Source organism: Chryseobacterium culicis (assembly GCF_002979755.1).
GTDB classification, from domain to species: Bacteria; Bacteroidota; Bacteroidia; order Flavobacteriales; family Weeksellaceae; genus Chryseobacterium; species Chryseobacterium culicis_A.
In genome coordinates this window covers 307,760-325,322 of record NZ_PCPP01000003.1, presented here as the reverse complement: position 1 = coordinate 325,322, position 17,563 = coordinate 307,760, and the positions used below count along the sequence as shown (strand labels likewise).

17 protein-coding genes are annotated in these 17,563 nt (G+C 36.0%); 12 read left to right on the top strand and 5 right to left on the bottom strand.

All coding sequences use genetic code 11. The annotated features are described in order from the left end of the window. Nucleotides 1-62 precede the first annotated feature (62 nt). Nucleotides 63-1,994 (top strand): M1 family metallopeptidase, encoded by a 1,932-nt coding sequence (locus tag CQ022_RS18045; RefSeq protein WP_105683688.1) that lies wholly within the window; start codon nucleotides 63-65, stop codon nucleotides 1,992-1,994. Between the two features lie 65 nt (nucleotides 1,995-2,059). Here the strand turns inward: CQ022_RS18045 and CQ022_RS18040 are convergent, their stop codons facing one another. Then, nucleotides 2,060-2,938, bottom strand: coding sequence for a cupin-like domain-containing protein (locus tag CQ022_RS18040; protein WP_105683687.1), 879 nt, complete (start codon nucleotides 2,936-2,938; stop codon nucleotides 2,060-2,062). 158 nt (nucleotides 2,939-3,096) lie between these two features. Here CQ022_RS18040 and kbl point away from each other — a divergent pair, with 158 nt between their 5' ends. The 5 genes from kbl to gldG all read left to right on the top strand — a co-directional run bounded on the left by kbl (nucleotide 3,097) and on the right by gldG (nucleotide 8,295). After that, nucleotides 3,097-4,293: a glycine C-acetyltransferase gene (kbl, locus tag CQ022_RS18035; RefSeq protein ID WP_105683686.1), complete on the top strand. Its 1,197-nt coding sequence runs from the start codon at nucleotides 3,097-3,099 to the stop codon at nucleotides 4,291-4,293. A 243-nt stretch (nucleotides 4,294-4,536) separates the two neighbouring features. Continuing rightward, nucleotides 4,537-5,187: a hypothetical protein gene (locus CQ022_RS18030; RefSeq protein ID WP_105683685.1), complete on the top strand. Its 651-nt coding sequence runs from the start codon at nucleotides 4,537-4,539 to the stop codon at nucleotides 5,185-5,187. A 93-nt stretch (nucleotides 5,188-5,280) separates the two neighbouring features. After that, on the top strand, nucleotides 5,281-5,832 hold the full coding sequence (locus CQ022_RS18025) for a CopD family protein (RefSeq protein WP_105683684.1): 552 nt from the start codon (nucleotides 5,281-5,283) through the stop codon (nucleotides 5,830-5,832). A gap of 59 nt (nucleotides 5,833-5,891) precedes the next feature. Next, a complete protein-coding gene (locus tag CQ022_RS18020; RefSeq protein ID WP_105683683.1) occupies nucleotides 5,892-6,620 on the top strand; it encodes an ABC transporter permease in 729 nt (242 codons plus the stop codon). Between the two features lie 4 nt (nucleotides 6,621-6,624). Next, nucleotides 6,625-8,295, top strand: a complete 1,671-nt coding sequence (gldG, locus tag CQ022_RS18015; protein WP_105683682.1) for a gliding motility-associated ABC transporter substrate-binding protein GldG — start codon at nucleotides 6,625-6,627, stop codon at nucleotides 8,293-8,295. Nucleotides 8,296-8,520: 225 nt separating this feature from the next. Here the strand turns inward: gldG and CQ022_RS18010 are convergent, their stop codons facing one another. Both CQ022_RS18010 and CQ022_RS18005 read right to left on the bottom strand, forming a co-directional pair. Next, nucleotides 8,521-9,159, bottom strand: coding sequence for a hypothetical protein (locus tag CQ022_RS18010; RefSeq protein ID WP_105683681.1), 639 nt, complete (start codon nucleotides 9,157-9,159; stop codon nucleotides 8,521-8,523). 110 nt (nucleotides 9,160-9,269) lie between these two features. Then, nucleotides 9,270-9,698 (bottom strand): DUF4268 domain-containing protein, encoded by a 429-nt coding sequence (locus CQ022_RS18005; protein WP_105683680.1) that lies wholly within the window; start codon nucleotides 9,696-9,698, stop codon nucleotides 9,270-9,272. A 152-nt stretch (nucleotides 9,699-9,850) separates the two neighbouring features. Between CQ022_RS18005 and CQ022_RS18000 the strand changes: the two genes are divergently transcribed. From CQ022_RS18000 to CQ022_RS17985, 4 genes are all read left to right on the top strand, one after another. Continuing rightward, entirely contained in the window at nucleotides 9,851-10,258 is a 408-nt protein-coding gene (locus CQ022_RS18000; protein ID WP_105683679.1) for an RrF2 family transcriptional regulator, read from the top strand. Between the two features lie 88 nt (nucleotides 10,259-10,346). Then, entirely contained in the window at nucleotides 10,347-10,526 is a 180-nt protein-coding gene (locus tag CQ022_RS17995; protein ID WP_105683678.1) for a hypothetical protein, read from the top strand. Nucleotide 10,527: 1 nt separating this feature from the next. Next, nucleotides 10,528-11,415, top strand: a complete 888-nt coding sequence (locus tag CQ022_RS17990) for a sulfite exporter TauE/SafE family protein (RefSeq protein WP_105683677.1) — start codon at nucleotides 10,528-10,530, stop codon at nucleotides 11,413-11,415. A gap of 88 nt (nucleotides 11,416-11,503) precedes the next feature. Then, on the top strand, nucleotides 11,504-11,794 hold the full coding sequence (locus CQ022_RS17985) for a putative quinol monooxygenase (RefSeq protein WP_047376912.1): 291 nt from the start codon (nucleotides 11,504-11,506) through the stop codon (nucleotides 11,792-11,794). A gap of 134 nt (nucleotides 11,795-11,928) precedes the next feature. Here CQ022_RS17985 and CQ022_RS17980 read toward each other — a convergent pair whose 3' ends face one another. Continuing rightward, nucleotides 11,929-13,221, bottom strand: coding sequence for a T9SS type A sorting domain-containing protein (locus CQ022_RS17980; protein ID WP_105683676.1), 1,293 nt, complete (start codon nucleotides 13,219-13,221; stop codon nucleotides 11,929-11,931). Between the two features lie 195 nt (nucleotides 13,222-13,416). Then, the gene (locus tag CQ022_RS17975; RefSeq protein ID WP_105683675.1) at nucleotides 13,417-14,223 is read right to left on the bottom strand and encodes a T9SS-dependent choice-of-anchor J family protein; all 807 of its coding nucleotides are present in this window, start codon (nucleotides 14,221-14,223) and stop codon (nucleotides 13,417-13,419) included. 95 nt (nucleotides 14,224-14,318) lie between these two features. Between CQ022_RS17975 and CQ022_RS17970 the strand changes: the two genes are divergently transcribed. Both CQ022_RS17970 and CQ022_RS17965 read left to right on the top strand, forming a co-directional pair. After that, nucleotides 14,319-16,424, top strand: coding sequence for a TonB-dependent receptor plug domain-containing protein (locus CQ022_RS17970; RefSeq protein WP_105683674.1), 2,106 nt, complete (start codon nucleotides 14,319-14,321; stop codon nucleotides 16,422-16,424). Between the two features lie 16 nt (nucleotides 16,425-16,440). Continuing rightward, a complete protein-coding gene (locus CQ022_RS17965; protein WP_228421771.1) occupies nucleotides 16,441-17,556 on the top strand; it encodes an HmuY family protein in 1,116 nt (371 codons plus the stop codon). The last annotated feature ends 7 nt before the right edge of the window (nucleotides 17,557-17,563 follow it).

The window sequence follows — 17,563 nt, the reverse complement described above, 5'->3', positions numbered from 1 at the left end:
ATAACAGCCTTTTAATCATTGATTAAAAGGTTTTTTTTATATTTGATTAAATTTTTCTAAACATGACAAAATTGTACCTTTTGGTGTTGGGATTTTTATTATCTCAACAATTCTATGGCCAGAAGCAACGGCAAAATACGGATATGAAAGGATTGATCGAAAAAGAGAAAAAATCCTTTACTCAAAAAATGAATATCGGGAATACCAATCCCAATACGCTCAATTACGATTTACAATATCAAAGAATGGATGTTAGCCTGGATCCTGCAGTATATAATATCTCCGGATCAGTGACTTCTCATTTTAAACCAACACAAAGTATGGGAAGTATTTATTTCGATCTTTCCAACTCCTTAACGGTTTCTCAGGTGAAATATCATGGAACCAATATCACAAGTTTCCAGCAGCTTCCTTCCAAAGAACTTAAAATTGATTTTCCGGCTTCTATTCCGGCCAATACACTGGATTCTCTTACGATCTATTATGCAGGAGCACCTTCTACAGCGAATGATGCTTTCAAAACTGCTCTTCAGAGCGGAACTCCGGTTCTTTCTACGTTGAATGAGCCTTACGGTGCACAGGATTGGTTTCCTACCAAACAAAGCTTAAATGATAAGATCGAAAGATTTGATTTTAAAATTACAACGCCATCCAATTACAGTGTGGCAGCCAATGGAAAACTGATGTCTGAAACATTTCCTTCAGGATCTACAAAGCTTACTTTCTGGAGAACCATGTATCCTACACCAGCTTATCTGATTGCATTGTCCATTACTAATTTTGTGAAGCTTACAGATACCATCGGAAATCCTCCGTTTCCTTTTGTCAACTATATCTATCCGTCCACGAATTCCAACCAGACCAGTCTGAATAATATTCAATGGACGAAGCAGATCATGGGTACTTTTGAAACCTATTTTGGAACTTATCCTTTCCGTAATGAAAAATATGGACATATGGAATTTATGTACGGAGGCGGTATGGAACATCAGACAATGTCTTCTATGGGAGGCTGGAGTAAACAGCTTATTGCTCATGAACTTGCCCATCAGTGGTTTGGGGATAAAGTAACTTGCGGTGCCTGGAATGATATCTGGCTGAATGAAGGTTTTGCTACGTATGGTGAACATCTTGCCAATGAAAAACTGCTCATGACCAATACTGAATTTCTGAATTATCTACAGGGGCAATCCAACTACATTACCGCGAGTACAACAGGAAGTGTTTATGTGCCGGATAACGGACTTTCGAGTATCAACAGAATATTTGACAGCAGATTATCCTATTCCAAAGGAGGATATGTGCTGAGAATGCTGAAGTGGATTTTAGGAGATGCTGCATTTTATCAGGCACTTAAAGACTATCATGCAAGACCCAATCTGGCTTACAGTTATGCTCGTACTGCTGACTTTAATGCTTCTTTGCTTCAGTCTACCGGAACAGATTTTACAGAATTTTTTAATGACTGGATATATGGAGAAGGATATCCTACTTATACTATCAAATGGATGCAGGGCGGTAATCAGGCTTTATTTAAAGTTTCTCAGACGCAAAGTAGCTCTACAGTTAGTTTTTTTGAAATGCCTTTACCTATTAAAGTGACAGGAACTTCGGGGCAGACGGCTTACTTTGTTCTTAATAATACATCCAATAACCAAAGCTTTTTGCAGTCGGTAACTTTCCCTATTGCAAGTGTTCAGTTTAATTATGAATATCAGATTATTGAGAAAAACTCTACGGTTACCCAGGATAATACTTTAAGTGTTTCTTCCGTTGAGAAGGAAGGTTTTGGCTTATATCCAAACCCTGCAAAAAATGAAATTAATCTGAAAGGAATTAATAGGGCTGTGGATTTTACGATTCATGCTATAGATGGAAAACTGGTAGGAAAAGGAACGTATCAGCCAGGCAAAGCAATTGGAATTTCAGAATTGATTCCCGGAGCTTATGTTATTACTATTGACGAAAAGAGTATTAAATTTATCAAGCAGTAACACGGAAGAGATTAAAGGATAAATCCTTATTTTTTCGAAATCAATATAACAAAACAAAGAAGCTTTCAAATTTGAAAGCTTCTTTGTTTTCTGGCTGCTCTGGCTCCTCTTTTTCTGGCCAGCCTGACCTTGTAAGAGAACCATTTTTCTTTGAATATTTTACGCATGAGATTATCAAAATGCCTGGTGATGACCAGGTTTTTAAAACCCCTCCATTTTTCGAGAGGGCTTGATGGAAGTGCTCTTACCGATATAGAATATCCTTCTGTATCATATTGAATATAATGCCACCATCCGGAAGGAATATAAAGGGTTTCTCCGGGATGAATGATGGCTTCGTAGCCATTTAAATAAAGAAGAGCCGGATATTTTCGGTAGTCAGGGTTTTTAATCTGAGCCAGGCTGTGGAAATTATAGGGCAGTTTATACATACAATCAGACTGTTCCCACGGGAAGAGCCAAATCCTTTTGATTCCCTGAAACTGTGTAATGAAAACGTGCGACATGTCGATATCAATATGGTTTCTGGTGACAGAACCTTCACCTCCAAAAAACATAAAAGGCAGCCATTTTAGTAGTTTACCATGGGTCACATCATTGTAAATAAGATCGTTCTTAAGTTCAGGTTTTATTTTTAATAGATTAAATAAGAAAAGTCTGTGTTCAGTTGGGGTAGACTGTATCAGGTCAAGATATTCTGAAAAAGTAGACTGAGCTATAGGATCACTGGCTACTCTGTCCAGGGAATCAAGCTCACTGCCATATATATTCACCCTGTGATCTCCTGCAATTTCCTTGAAGTATTCATAGTTCCACTTTTTGAAAGCCGGACTTTCCGGATGGATAAAGTTTTCAAGAATAATAGGAACTCTCGGCTTCATATGACTGTTGATAAAGGTTTCTGAACTGATTGTCTTTATTTTTTGTACCGGCTTTAATCTCATGCATTAAAAATTTAAACAAATATAAATATTATCCTACTAAATTTATAGACTAATAGTGTTAAAACTGATTCCTGAATTGATTTTTTAGAATTAAGCTTATAAAAGGTTTTATTTTACTGCCTTTTTAGTAAATTAGCACATCTAAAAAATTACTAAAAATGATCTCTGAAAAATACCTTCAACATTTACAGAATGAACTTCAGAATATTGAGAATGACGGACTTTACAAAAGAGAAAGAATCATCACGTCTCAGCAGAGTGCAGAAATAGAAGCGAACGGAAAAAAACTTTTGAACTTCTGTGCGAACAATTATCTGGGATTATCAAACAATCCGGAAGTTATGAAAGCTTCTCAGGAGATGATTCAGTCTCACGGATATGGAATGTCTTCTGTACGTTTCATCTGTGGAACACAGGATATTCACAAAGATTTGGAGAAAAAAATTGCTGATTTCTTAGGTCTTGAAGATACCATCCTTTATGCTGCTGCATTTGATGCAAACGGAGGAGTTTTCGAACCATTATTTACAGAAGAAGATGCTATTATTTCAGATGAACTGAACCATGCATCAATCATTGATGGTGTTCGTCTTTGTAAAGCTGCGAGATACAGATATAAAAACAATAATATGGCGGATCTGGAAGCGCAACTGATTGCAGCTTCTGAAAAGAATCACCGTTTCAAAATTATTGTAACAGACGGAGTATTCTCAATGGACGGTATTGTTGCAGATTTAAAAGGTGTTTGTGACCTTGCAGACAAATATGATGCTTTGGTAATGGTAGATGATTCTCACGCTACAGGTTTCATTGGGAAAACAGGCCGTGGAACTCACGAAGCTAATGAAGTAATGGGTAGAGTAGATATCATCACTTCTACTTTAGGAAAAGCTTTAGGAGGTGCTTTAGGAGGTTTTACTTCCGGTAAGAAAGAGATCATTGATATGTTGAGACAGCGTTCAAGACCTTATCTGTTCTCTAACTCTTTAGCCCCGGGAATTGTAGGAGCTGCTTTGAAAGTATTGGATATGATCTCTGATGATACTTCTCTTCGTGATAAAGTAATGGAAAATGCAGAATATTTCAGAACGGAAATGAAAGCTAAAGGTTTTGATATTCCTGAAGGAGATGCTGCAATTGTTCCGGTTATGCTTTATGATGCACCTCTTTCTCAGAAAATGGCTGAAAAGCTTATGGATGAAGGGATTTACGTAATCGGATTCTTCTATCCGGTAGTACCAAAAGGAAAAGCGAGAATCAGAGTACAGTTATCTGCGGCTCACACAAGAGAACATTTGGATAAAGCAATTGCTGCTTTTGAAAAAGTTGGAAAAGAATTAGGAGTGATCTCTTAAGATAAAAAATCTACTTTTGTAGAATAAAAAACAGGATTTCTTATTTAGAGAAATCCTGTTTTTTTATTCAGAGGATTGGATGTATTGACCATAAGGAAAAATTGAAATACATTAAAAATACACCACTTTTACAATAATAAATGCTATTTCTTTTAGTAATTAGATAATTGTAATTAAAAAAATGTTATTGCTGAATAGATGATAATATAATATATTTGGAACACTAATTCTAATAACCATTTTGTGAAAAAATATTTACTTCTTTTTGTTTTTTTTAGCTTTTTCAATACAATTTATGCTCAATCGGATGATTACAAATCAATACTTACTGTAAGTGCTTTTGCTCCTTTTCGTGACCAGCGCTATAATGTAGGTTATATGCGGAAAATAAATGAAAGATGGTGGATTGGAAGCGAATTGGCCTATGGAACCGACAAAATAATGCCCGTAAATATGAGCAATTTTGAAGGGAAAAACAGGGTTTTTGAGATAAGACCTGAAGTTTTTTACAGTTTGGCGCCTCAATCAAGATTAAAACATTTTGTATCAGCAGAAGCTTTCTATTTAAATCAAATAGGGAAAAATATTTCAGGAAAATATTACGACGAAAATGATGTGTATTATTCTTTTAGCTCGGCAGATTATAAAAGAACCAAATTTGGAGTAAATATTAACTACAGCATTTTGCTTCATAAAGAATCTTCATGGTTTGGCTTTATGCCTAAAATAGGCTTGGGTATCAGACAAAAAAATATTTCTTATACTAATATGACAGGAAAGGAAGAAGATTATGCTCCTGTAGATGGTCTTCCTTTTGATTATCATTCAAATCGACAAGGTTCCAATCTGCGTTTCAATTTTAATGTTGATATGAAATTCATTTTCAAATTCTAAAAAATATTGAATCTTTATTATTTTAAGCTAAAGATTTTAGATTAAATTCTCTTTTTTTCCGAAATAAACTATCTTTGCAAACAAATTTTTAGGATGCTGTATACCATCATCAAAGCTTTACATATTATCTTCATGGTAAGCTACTTTGCGGGAATTTTTTATCTCGTGAGAATTTTCGTTTACTATAAAGACACCGATGAATTTACTGAAGAAAAAAAGAAAATTCTGAGAGAACAGTACACTTTTATGGCCAGAAGATTGTGGAATATTATCACCGTTCCGGCAGGAGTAATCATGGCGGTATGCGGATTGGTCATGATCTTTTTAAATACCGGGCTGATGAAAATGCCGTGGTTTCATTTGAAACTGACTTTCCTTATCGGGCTTGCCATTTATCATTACTGGTGCTGGAAAAAAGTTCTTCATTTAAAAGAATTACATGGGGATACACTGCCCATTGCCAATATCAAACTGAGACAGGCGAATGAAATTGCAACATTCATTCTGTTTCTGGTTGTATTTACCGTCATTTTAAAATCGATGGTGATTGAATACTGGTGGCAATTAATTGCAGGATTTTTCGTTCTTGTATTTCTGATCATGATGACCGTGAAACTGGTTAATAAAAATAAAAAAAACAAATAATTGTGGAGTAGGACGTATGCCTTCATACATTCATCCTTTTTACATCTTACAAAAAAACTATGATTGCAATTTTAAAGAAAGAACTTTGGAGTTACTTTGGAAACTGGAGTGCATGGGTGATTATCGCCGCTTTCAGTTTGATAGCAACCCTTTTCCTGTTCTTTTTCGACAACGATTCTAATATTTTTGAGATCGGAATGGCCTCGCTGCAGAGCTATTTTGTATTGGTTCCATGGCTGTTGATGTTTATCATTCCAGCCCTTTCCATGAAAACTTTTGCAGAAGAACAGCAAACCGGAACATTAAACTGGCTTTTCTCGCAGCCGTTAAGAGTTTCAGAACTGGTAACCGGAAAATTCCTTTCTGTATGGATCGTTGGAATTTTATGCCTTATTCCTTCATTGATTTACCTTTATACGGTATACGTGTTGGGAGTGCCAGCAGGAAATATTGATCTTGGAATGACCTTCGGAAGTTACATTGGTTTGATTATTTTAATCGCCGCATTTTCAGCCGTGGGAATTCTAGCATCTTCATTATCACAGAATCAGATTATGGCTTATCTGCTGGGTGTTTTCATGTGCTTCATTATGTATTTTGGAATCGAACAGCTGGCAAGTTATAAACTATTGGGAGGCGCAGATTTTATCCTTCAGAATATTGGCTTTTATCAGCATTTCTTAGGCTTTACAAGAGGCCTTATTGATTTTAAAGATGTAGCTTATTTTGTACTTGTCATCGGTGCTTCATTAGTATTGTCTAATCATTTTATTAACAAAAAGAAGTAGAGTTATGAAGAAGTTCAATGCTAAATCTCCACTGGGAATTTTCTTAATTGCCATTGTTCCATTGGTAATTATCCTGACTTATTCAGGGATAAGATTAGACTTAACAAAAGAAAAAAGATATACCCTTTCCGATAACACCATCAAAGTCCTGGAGTCTGTTAAAAAACCTCTGACTGTAGAAGTGTATCTTGAAGGTGATTTTCCGGCAAGTTTCAAACAGCTTCAGAGCGAAACGAAATTTATGCTGGAAGAGTTCAGAAAAATTAATCCAAAGATTGATTTTAAATTTATAGACCCTATTAAAACAAAAATGTCTCAGGATACCCTGATGGCAATGGGTATGCAGCCGTCTATTCTTCCGGATGTAAAAGATGGGAAAATCTCACAGATCACGCTTTTCCCTTATGCCGTGATCAAGCATGGAAATGATGGTGTTTCTATACCATTGGTAGTACAGCAGGCAGGAATTGATGCTGATCAGCAGTTGACAAGATCTATTGAAGGTCTGGAATACAACCTTGTTTCCAATATCAAAAATATTGCAGCGGCTAAGAGAAAGAAAATCGGGATTCTGGTTAATCAGGATGAATTAAGTCCGGACGAATTTCAGGGATTTGTACAACTGGCCATGGAAAATTACGATGCAGGACCTATTATTCCTAAAAATCAGACTGAGCTTTCCATAGAAGATATTCCGTTATTGAAGCAGATGAGTGCTTTGGTGATCGCAAAACCAAGAAAAGCATTTACAGATAATGAAAAAGTAATTCTTGACCAGTATATCATGAACGGAGGGAAAACCCTTTGGATGATTGATGCCGTAAATGCTGAAATGGATACTTTAACAAGATCCAAAAAAGTAATGCCTTTCCCTGTAGATATCAACATGACAGACTTCTTTTTCAATTATGGGTTGAGAATCAATCCTGCTTTGGTAAAAGATGTTAAGAAGTTTGCCCTGTTAAGACTGGTGACAGGAGAAGTAAGTGGAAATCCTCAGTACACAAGCTTACCCTGGCCGTATTTTCCTCTGGGAATTGCAGAAAATAATAATCCGATCACCAAAAATATTAACCCTGTAAAGTTTGAATTTCCAACTTCCATTGATACTTTAGGAGGAAGAAAGAATATCAAAACAAAAGTTCTTTTCGAATCCAGTGAAAGAACCTTGCTGAAACAGGTTCCGAACTACGTAGATTTAAAAGAGGTTGCAAGCGTAGACAGTCTTGGACAAATGGAAAAACCAAGTACACCGAAGATCTTCGCTGTAGCATTGGAAGGGAAGTTTAATTCTGCCTATGCCTCAAGAATTGAAAGAAAATCTTATCCTGGCTTCAAAACATCAAGTCCGGAAAATAAAATGATCGTTATTGCAGACGGAGATGTTGGCAGGAACAAAGTGATCAAAGGAAAACCGCTTCCATTGGGAGTTGATTTGTTAACGAATGAACAGTTTGGAAACGAACAGTTCCTGAGAAATGCTTTGGATTATTTGCTCGATGACAGCAACCTGATGGAACTCAGAAACCGAAATATCGAAGAAAGACTTCTTGACAGACAAAGAATTACTGAAGAGAAAACCAATTGGCAGTGGCTGAATTTACTGCTTCCATTGGTCATTATCGGCCTTATCGGAGGATTGTTCTTCTGGTTAAGGAAAAAGAAATTTGGATAAAAAATAAAAAAGAGAAATCGTAAGGTTTCTCTTTTTTATTTTATAGCTATAAGATGTAATCACTTATTGGACTGATGACTGAAATTATGTAAAGAAATTTCAGTATTATCAATCTGGATATCCAAGGATATTAGAAATATCGACCAGATTGGTATTTGTACTTTTAGGTTAAAAAAAATGAAGTCTATTTCATTTCATAATTTTGAGGTAAAAGAAGAATATAAATTATTGCTGATACGCTTCTTTTGGAAGTAGAGCCGCTGTCCTGTAATAACTGATGTCAGTGGTTATCTGTGCCTGAAGATCCTGGAAAGTGTCATAATCATAATGTATCCAGTTTTCTTCATGATCAGGATCAGGGGTTTTATCTACAGCCAGCTCAAGTTTTCCGTCTTCCTGATAGCTGCATTCAATGGCGGCATATTTTTCCCCTTTTTCATCATGGGTATACCAGCATTTAATGGTCCTTTCAAGTTGCGGCTGATGAGTTTCATTGTCGATAACCTGTGAACAGATAAAGTTTTCCGGGTCATCCGTTTTGAAAACAGTTTTAGAAATTAAGGGCAGATCGTCTACAGATAAGGAATATAATTTATTGGTGGAAATAATAAAGCCATCTGCAGCTTCCTTTTTTTCAATATCAAAAAAGTCAGATTTTTCTTTAAGATAATCCACTACCTGCGCCTCGTCGTCTTCTTCACTTAAAAAATAATTGATGTTGTAAATATTATCTTCATTGATAAATTCAATTTCTTTCAGGAAATCGGAACCTTCTTTATAATAATACAGATGATATTCGCTCAGCTTCACAGCATTACTTTTGGAAATAATCTCTCCAAAAATGTTTTTGTACACTTTTCTCATTTTTAATCATGTTAGTTTGTTTCATCTATTAGTTTAAGTGGTGTGGCAAAGATAAGTTTTCTTTTTTATCTTAACCTGAAGTGTAAAATAGTATTTATTTCGTAAGTATTCTATATGTCCTTTATAAAATCCTCATATTCGTAGTAAAAGCGTTCAAAACCGTCCATTTTGTCTACAAAAAATTCAAAAATTTCCTGCCATGTATTTTTGTTAAAAATGGAAACATTATGTTTTTCAATCCATATTCTACTGATTATCTTACCGTTATCAAGCGTGAAATGCTCTTCTTTCTGAAAATCTCCGATGAAATCTTTTAAAATATCTTCCAATGACCAGATCTTCTCGTAGTAAGCATTCCGAAAGATCTCATCTTTCATTTCGATATCCAGAGAAACTTCTACTTTTTTATTGTCGGCAGAAAATTTAAATGCCATGTCCTTGATTTTGGTGTCATAAAGAATCCATTTTCTGGGAAATGATCTTCCAAAAGCTGTCCAAAATTCCTTTTTTAATTGCTGTGCCTCTTGTTTACTGAACATATGGCAAACATAATGATTTAATGGGAGAAAGGCAAAAGTGTGGTACCTAAAACCGTAAAATTACGGAGAGAAAAATTTATCTTTTTACTCTTTTGCCATTTCGTTTTTCTCCCTTTTTTCAAATATTAAACAATTTTCTTATTTTTGCTGTAATGCTTTCAAAAAAATCTCAATATGCGTTTAAGGCGCTTTCATATCTTGTAGAAAAAAGAAATGAAGGTCCGATTCTTATTTCTGAAATTGCGGAACATAAAAAGATTCCCTTAAAGTTTTTGGAAAATATCCTTCTTGAATTGAAAAAATCAGACATCCTTGACAGTAAAAAAGGAAAGGGTGGAGGTTACTTTTTCAAAGAAAATCCTGAAGATGTGACGCTGGCGAAGATTATTCGTCTTGTAAATGGTCCTATTGCGATGCTTCCCTGTGTAAGTCTGAATTTTTACGAAAAATGTGCTGATTGCAATGAAGATCACTGCGGGCTTCACGATGTACTGATAGAGGTTCGGGATGCTTCCCTGAACATTCTGGAGAAAAAAACTTTAATGGATCTGGTAGATTAACCTGATCCTTTTTTTTGAATTAATAGTCTACTTGTTTTGTAGGATAAATATTTTATCAGATATTTGCACTACTTCAAATGAATAAATTATGATTTCAAAAGAAGAGGCAAACCAGTTACAAAAGCTTACACCTTCTATTCCTGCAGTACATTCGGCTGCTGCACGTGTTATATCTGAAAACAGGTCTGTAGAAAACAGACCATCGTTAAATGTCTTTATGATCAGTGCTGCTGATGATGAAGGAGTATGGATTAAAACGGTTTTGTAATATGGTGATCTCAAGAAAAATTCAGGTAAGGCTTAATGTCCTTTTTGTGACCGTTGTTATGATATCCATTGCTGTTTTTTCAATGTATGAATTGGGATATCTTGAAGAGCTGCAAACGATTCTGGCTAAAGATCATTATATTTTTTACTGGATGCTTTTGGTAGGTGTTTTTGCAGAAATCGTTGCAGGATCCATGGGAATGGGATATGGAGTCATTTGTACCACCACACTTATGCTTTTGAATATTCCGCCACATATTGTAAGTGCAAGTATTCACTCGGCAGAAAGTTTTACAACGGCAGCGGGAAGTATCAGCCATATCAGATTGAAAAATGTCAGTAAGAGTTTAGTGAAGAAACTTGCAGTGCCTGCAGTTATCGGGGCTGTTATTGGTGCAGTCAGTCTTACTTACCTGGGAGAATATTATGCGAAGATCACCAAAACACTGATTGCTTTTTATACTTTATATCTTGGGATTCAGATTCTATCGAATGCATTTAAAGAAAAACAAAGTAAGGCTCTGAAAAGAAAAACCAATCTGACCAGGCTGGGAGTTATAGGTGGTTTTATAGATTCTTTTGCCGGAGGAGGCTGGGGCCCTTTGGTAACGGGAACATTGATCAAAAATGCATTTACCCCAAGATTTGCAGTGGGAAGTTCTACAGTGGCCAAATTCATCCTTACCATCACAGCAGCCGTTACCTTTTTCTTTACTCTGGGAATCCAGCACTGGAATATCATTCTCGGGCTTTTAATTGGAGGAATTATTACTGCTCCTTTCTCAGCGATGCTCACTGCTAAGCTTCCTGTAAAGAAAATGTTTGTGATTATCGGAACATTGGTGATTGTGATGAGTTCTATAACTATTTATAAATCAGTTTTTAATTAAAAATTATGCATTGTATTGAAAAATAAAGGGCTTAAAAGGATATTCGGTTTTGAAAATATTTTACTTTTACATCACTAAATATTAGAACATGAATTTACATATCATTGCACTTTTTAAGTTTAATGAAAATTATCTGATGGATGCTGTAGAGCTGTTTCAGAACCTTGTGAAAGAAACAAGAAAGGAAGAAGGCTGTCTGCAGTATGACCTTATTGAGGATAAAGATAATAAAGGAACTTTTTTCCTGATCGAGCTTTGGGAAAGCGTTGAGCACCACAACAGACATAACGGTCAGGATCACCTTTTAGATTTCCGTAAAGATGCTTCCAAAATTATGGAAAGCTCAGCAGAGGTTTATAAAGGATTTAAGATATATTAATCTTTTAATATTTGAAGATTTAAGAATTTAAAGATTTAAATATTTTTAGTTTCCTTAAAGAATAAAAGGCGGTTCCAATACTATGAAACCGCCTTTTTTATTAGAAAAAATAGAAAGTATTAAAATAAAATATTTTATTTCACGATAAGCTTTTTCGTTTCCGAATGGCCACCGTAAGTAATTTTTACAAGATAATTTCCTGATGTAAGGGTAGAAAGGTTCAGATCCTGCTTATAGAATCCTGCCTGATTGGTAAGTTCCGCAGAATATACCTTTTTCCCGGTAAGATCATAAACTTCTACATTCCCTTTGTTCCCTGCTTTTTCTTTAACATCAAAAAGAACAGTTACTTTTTTATCTGCTGTTGCCGGGTTAGGATAAATACCGAAAGAAGCTTTTTTTCCTACTTCAGTAATTCCCAAAGTTTCAGTGATCTTTTTGTATTTGAAATACATATTTCCTGTACTTGCTCCACCATTGGTTGTGAAATACATTCTGTAGTAATCATTTCCTTTTTTAACGTAGTATACAACATCATTTTTTACCGTTCCGATACCTTTCCATGAGTGTCCTACAGTGGTAATCGCTGATGAGAAACTTGCATTGGCAGGAATTGCATAAGCTGTTGTTTGCTGAGTTTCTGGTTGTGTCATTGCTACTTTAACATTCGGGCTTTGGATGGCTCCGGAAAGCGGGTACATCTGTACTCCCATATAGAATGTATAGTATTTGGTAAATACGAAATCCCATGCAGTTCTGGACGGCTCCAGACTTGGTACTTTTGCTCCGGTATCAAAGGAGAAATAATTGAAATAAGAATCATCTGTTCCGTTAGCTAGAGTTCTTGTTTCTGTAGCTCCCCATGATGTACCGTTCCATTTTGAGTATTTGAAGGTGTATCCTGCGAAGGCATCCTCAATAGCAAACTTAATATAAGTTCCTGAAGCATATTTTAACACAAAAATAGCTTTCCCCTGAATATGGTGATTTACCGGGTTGTAAACTCCCCAACCTGTGGAAGGGATATTAGGGTTTGGAGAGGTCACAGGCCCCTGTTCAAAAGCTCCCTGGCTCCAGTCTGTGGTCTGATCCGGATTGTAAAGCGGTGCTCCCCATGAAGCTTCATTACTGATGCTGATATTATCCCAGTCAGCTAAATTGGTTGAAGCAGTGAATACTTCAATATCTTTAGCATCATTTACTCTTGATCCGAATGCATAGTTTGAGTTTCTATAAAAAGCAATATCCCACGTATTGGCTGGCTGAGAAACCATATTACCGTCTGCAAGGTTTACAAACACACGGTTTTGGTATCCGCTTCCCATTGTCATATTTACCTGTGAGTATCCCAACGCGTCAGTCTGTGCTAAAACAGTCTGCTGAACAGACATTGCCAGTACTGAAGCCAATAATAGTTTTGTTTTCATAATTTATTTTTTAAATCCTTATTTAGAATGATTCCACAAAAATATATAATTATTTTTAATCAGTCTAAATAAAAACATGATTTTTATCGTGTTTTTATTTTAAACATTCTCATACCTAAGAAAAAGCAGACACGAATAAAGCCGGAAGGAGTGATCCCGCCGGCTTTAAAAAGGCAAATAATAGTCTAATAAACCTTATTTTTTGATGAATTTTGATTGGATCGTTTTTCCTTCTGCAGTTTCAATATTCATAAAATATACTCCTGACTGAAGAGCGCTGATATCAAATCTTTGTCCGTTCAGTTTTCCTTCCGCTGCTTTTTGTCCTGCTGCTGAATAGATTTGGATGTTTTTAGGATCTTTTTTTACAATAAATTCTAATGCTGACTGATCAGAATTTAAGGCAAATCTGAAGTTTTCTGTTGATTTAATATGGTCTGACACTCCTAAAGAAGCAGTAGTATTGTACACCACATTATCTACCTGAATCGCAACGTGAGTCGCTGTAGGAGTGAATTTAAATACAATATATGAACCTGTTGATGCCGGAATATTCACACTGATATTCTGTACTGTACCAATAACCGATACGTTAATAGGGCTTCCTACAGGAACGAAAGTTGACATATCTGCAGGGTTGGATGCTACTCCTATCTGAATGCTTCCAGGTCCGGGAGATGGTGACACCAATGTAGTATCAAAAGTCAAAGTTTTATTTCCTGTTGGAGTTTCAATCTGTGGAGTAATCAGATAAGAAGAACCTGTAGCATTGTTTCCAGCATACGACTGAACGAATCTGTTTGAATCTCCCGCTACAATCATTCTTGGAGGTACAGGAGGAAACTCACCTGTTATGGGTGCCACGATGGCAGACCATCCAAATTGTGGGAAAGTGGTATTCCCAGCTGTAAAATTGTTGAAATTTTCATTGATGTTAGACACCTGAGCATTCGCCGTTAAGGCTGTAAACATCAGAGCTCCTAAAAGTAATTTTAATTTCATGAGATTATTTTTATTTAGAATTATTCCACAAAAATATACAATTATTTTTAATGAGTCTAAATAAAGTTTTATATTTGTCGAAAATTTGTACCCTTATGAAGAAGAAAGTGCTTTCCGTTCTATCGTTATCCGTGGCCTTATGGGTAAATGCACAAGAAAAGGATTCTCTTAATCAAAAGAAAATTGAAGAAGTTGTTATTACAGGACAGTATATGCAGCAGTCCATTAACAAGTCCATCTATAAGGTTGATGTTATTGATGCAGAGCAGATTAAAAATATGGCAGCCACGAATGTTGCAGAAGTTTTAAATCAAAGTCTTAACATACAGATTACTCCAGATACCCGCTCAGGAAACTCGACAGCAAGAATTATGGGACTTAATGGGGATTATGTGAAAATTCTTATAGACAATATTCCGGTAGTAGGGGATACAGGATTAGGCAGTAATATCGACCTTACTAAAATTACTTTAAGCAATATAGAGAGAATCGAAATTGTAAAAGGAAGTATGGGGGTTGAGTACGGAAATGGTGCCGTTGCCGGTGTAATCAATATTATTACAAAGAAAACCAGTACAAAAAAGATCAGTGTAAGAGGTTCTTTACAGGAAGAAACGGTAAGAGACCAGTATGATCTTAAGAAAAGAGGAAACGGAAGACATATTCAGAATCTGAATGTAGATTATAATATCAGTAATGAATGGTTTGCAAGTATCAATTTCAACCATAACCAGTTTATGGGATTTGCAGGAGAAAGCAAAGGCTATAAATATTTCGGACAGGATAACCAAAGAGGATATGAGTGGAATCCTAAAGATCAGTATGATGCTTCCGCATTGTTGAGATACAGCAAAAACAAAACAACATTCTTTTATAAACTGTCTTTCCTGAATGAAAAATTCAATTTTTATAACCCTGAGGTAAACAGAAATCCTCTTAATGACGGGTTGGGTGGAGTAGCCTACGAAAGTAGAGACAGAGAATATAATACCAACCGTTGGGTTCATCAATTCAATATCCAGACCAATCTGGGACATATCCGCTACATGGGAGATTTCTCTTACCAGAATCAGGATAGACAATATTTCGACTACAATTACGATATTCCGAACAGAGCTGTGAAAAGCAAACAGGAAAAACAGTCTTATTATAAAACAGATGTCATCTATTCAAGAGGGATGTTTAGTAACTTCCTGGATAGTAAAGTCTTTGATTTCCAGTTAGGATATGAATTAGATTATACCAATGGATATGCTGCACTGATTGCAGGAGACTTCTTGGGGGAAGCCGTAAAAAGAAAGATATTTACCTATTCCAATTTCCTTTCAGCAGAATGGAATGTTTCTGATAAATTCTCTTTAAGACCGGGCGTAAGACTTTCTTTGAGTGAGAACTTTAACAATCAATATAATTACTCTCTGTCAGCTAGGTATAAGACTTCTGAGAATTCAAATCTTAGAGCAGTTGTAGGATCTGCCAACCGTTTTCCTAAATATGATGAGTTATATACCTATTTTGTAAACATCAATCATGATGTACAAGGAAATCCTGATTTAAATCCTGAAAAAGGGTTCTCAGCAGGACTTTTCTGGGATCAGAATTTTGTAACTCATAATGACTGGAGAATTGCTTACGGAGCAGATGCATTGTATCTGGATGTTCGTGACAGAATTGAAATGGTAATGGTAAAAGAACCTTCTACCTACAAATACATGAATCTTAATACGTATAAAAACTTATTGATTTCAGCAAATGTAGATTTCAGAAAAGATCAGTTTGCCTTATCATTAAGAGGATCTGTAAGCGGAACATCAGTATCATTGATTGATTTAAAATCTTCGTCCCCTACAGACTTCCAGTATTTGGTACAGGCAGGAGCTACAGCAACCTATAAACTGAAAAATACAGATACCAATTTTGCCCTTTATTACAAATTCACAGGTCCGGACAGACTTTATGTATCAGACCCAACAGAAGGTTTCCGCCTTGGAAAAATAGACAGCTTTCATATGATGGATTTCATCGTGAGCCAGCCCTTCTGGAATAAACATTTTGAAATTTCTGCCGGGGTAAAAAATATATTTGATGTAACGAGATTAAACTCTACCGCAGTGGCAGGTTCTGCTCATACCGCGGCGAATGGGTTTGTTAATTTATACTATGGCAGAAGCTATTTTGCCCGATTAATGTTTCAATTTTAAATAATAAGTTACGATTATGAAGTATTTAAAAATATTATCTGTTCTTTCTATCATGGCTGCCACACAGTCTTGCCTTTCCGCAGACGAAGATCCGGTTCCGGTTCCTCCTATGACAGGGTCTGAAGTAAGTGTACAAATTGGCGGTCCTACAGAACCTAATCAGGTTTGGATTGATTTGAGTGACTATACCAATCCGGCAGTTAACAGCAGAACAGACTGGGATCTTGGTTTTTATAGTGGCGATACCTATAGAGTGATTATGAACGGATCTCTTGCCATGACGGTGATTAAAATACCGAACGCTTCAGACATTAGTAAAGTAAAAGAATCTGATATATCAAGCTTGAAAGACATTGCTCAGGTGGGAACATTTGATGCAGCGAACATGAAATATGTTGACAACCCGAACGGAGATTTTCTTAATCAGACTTCCGGAATAGATGCCATCAAAGAAAATGATGCTGAAAATCCTGTTTATCTGATCAATTTAGGGAGAGAAATACCTTCTGCAGCCAATATCGGGGCAGGTTCTGTTTCATTGTCCGGTGATCCGAGAGGATGGAAAAAGATTCAGATCCTGAGAGCTCAGAATGGATACAAAATCCGTTATGCAGACGTAAATGCAACAGGAACAGATATTAAAGAATATCTTATTACCAAAGATACAGAATACAACTTCTCATTTTTTAACCTGAAAACAGGAACTCCGGTAAAAATTCAGCCTAAGAAGAAAAAATGGGATCTGGTCTTCACAACATTTACCAATGAAGTATTCATGGGGCCTACAACCAGTGCAGGAAGTTATTTTTATGCTGACTTTGTAGCAACGAATACCCTTAATGGAGTAGGAGCTTACCAGGTAAGTGTTACAGGAAGTCTTGATGCGGCTTACAATGCATTTAAATTAAAAGATGTGGAGCCAGCAAAATTCGTATTCAATGACCAAAGAGCGATTGGAGATAAATGGAGAACCACTACCGGTACTGCATCCAATCCGGTTCCTTTTGTGTATGCAGACCGTTTCTTTGTATTGAAAGATGCCGAAGGTTTTTATTTCAAACTGAGATTCAATACCATGAAAAATACGAAAGGAGAAAGAGGATACACCAATTTTGAATTCGAACCTTTATAAATAATCA

Coding starts and splice junctions, on each gene's coding strand:
- CQ022_RS17970 (WP_105683674.1), top strand. CDS start 14,319: ATGAAGAAGAAAGTGCTTTCCGTTCTATCGTTATCCGTGGCCTTATGG.
- CQ022_RS18020 (WP_105683683.1), top strand. CDS start 5,892: ATGATTGCAATTTTAAAGAAAGAACTTTGGAGTTACTTTGGAAACTGG.
- kbl (WP_105683686.1), top strand. CDS start 3,097: ATGATCTCTGAAAAATACCTTCAACATTTACAGAATGAACTTCAGAAT.
- CQ022_RS17975 (WP_105683675.1), bottom strand. CDS start 14,223: ATGAAATTAAAATTACTTTTAGGAGCTCTGATGTTTACAGCCTTAACG.
- CQ022_RS17985 (WP_047376912.1), top strand. CDS start 11,504: ATGAATTTACATATCATTGCACTTTTTAAGTTTAATGAAAATTATCTG.
- CQ022_RS18000 (WP_105683679.1), top strand. CDS start 9,851: ATGCTTTCAAAAAAATCTCAATATGCGTTTAAGGCGCTTTCATATCTT.
- CQ022_RS18045 (WP_105683688.1), top strand. CDS start 63: ATGACAAAATTGTACCTTTTGGTGTTGGGATTTTTATTATCTCAACAA.
- gldG (WP_105683682.1), top strand. CDS start 6,625: ATGAAGAAGTTCAATGCTAAATCTCCACTGGGAATTTTCTTAATTGCC.
- CQ022_RS17980 (WP_105683676.1), bottom strand. CDS start 13,221: ATGAAAACAAAACTATTATTGGCTTCAGTACTGGCAATGTCTGTTCAG.
- CQ022_RS18025 (WP_105683684.1), top strand. CDS start 5,281: ATGCTGTATACCATCATCAAAGCTTTACATATTATCTTCATGGTAAGC.
- CQ022_RS17965 (WP_228421771.1), top strand. CDS start 16,441: ATGAAGTATTTAAAAATATTATCTGTTCTTTCTATCATGGCTGCCACA.
- CQ022_RS18040 (WP_105683687.1), bottom strand. CDS start 2,938: ATGAGATTAAAGCCGGTACAAAAAATAAAGACAATCAGTTCAGAAACC.
- CQ022_RS18010 (WP_105683681.1), bottom strand. CDS start 9,159: ATGAGAAAAGTGTACAAAAACATTTTTGGAGAGATTATTTCCAAAAGT.
- CQ022_RS17990 (WP_105683677.1), top strand. CDS start 10,528: ATGGTGATCTCAAGAAAAATTCAGGTAAGGCTTAATGTCCTTTTTGTG.
- CQ022_RS17995 (WP_105683678.1), top strand. CDS start 10,347: ATGATTTCAAAAGAAGAGGCAAACCAGTTACAAAAGCTTACACCTTCT.
- CQ022_RS18005 (WP_105683680.1), bottom strand. CDS start 9,698: ATGTTCAGTAAACAAGAGGCACAGCAATTAAAAAAGGAATTTTGGACA.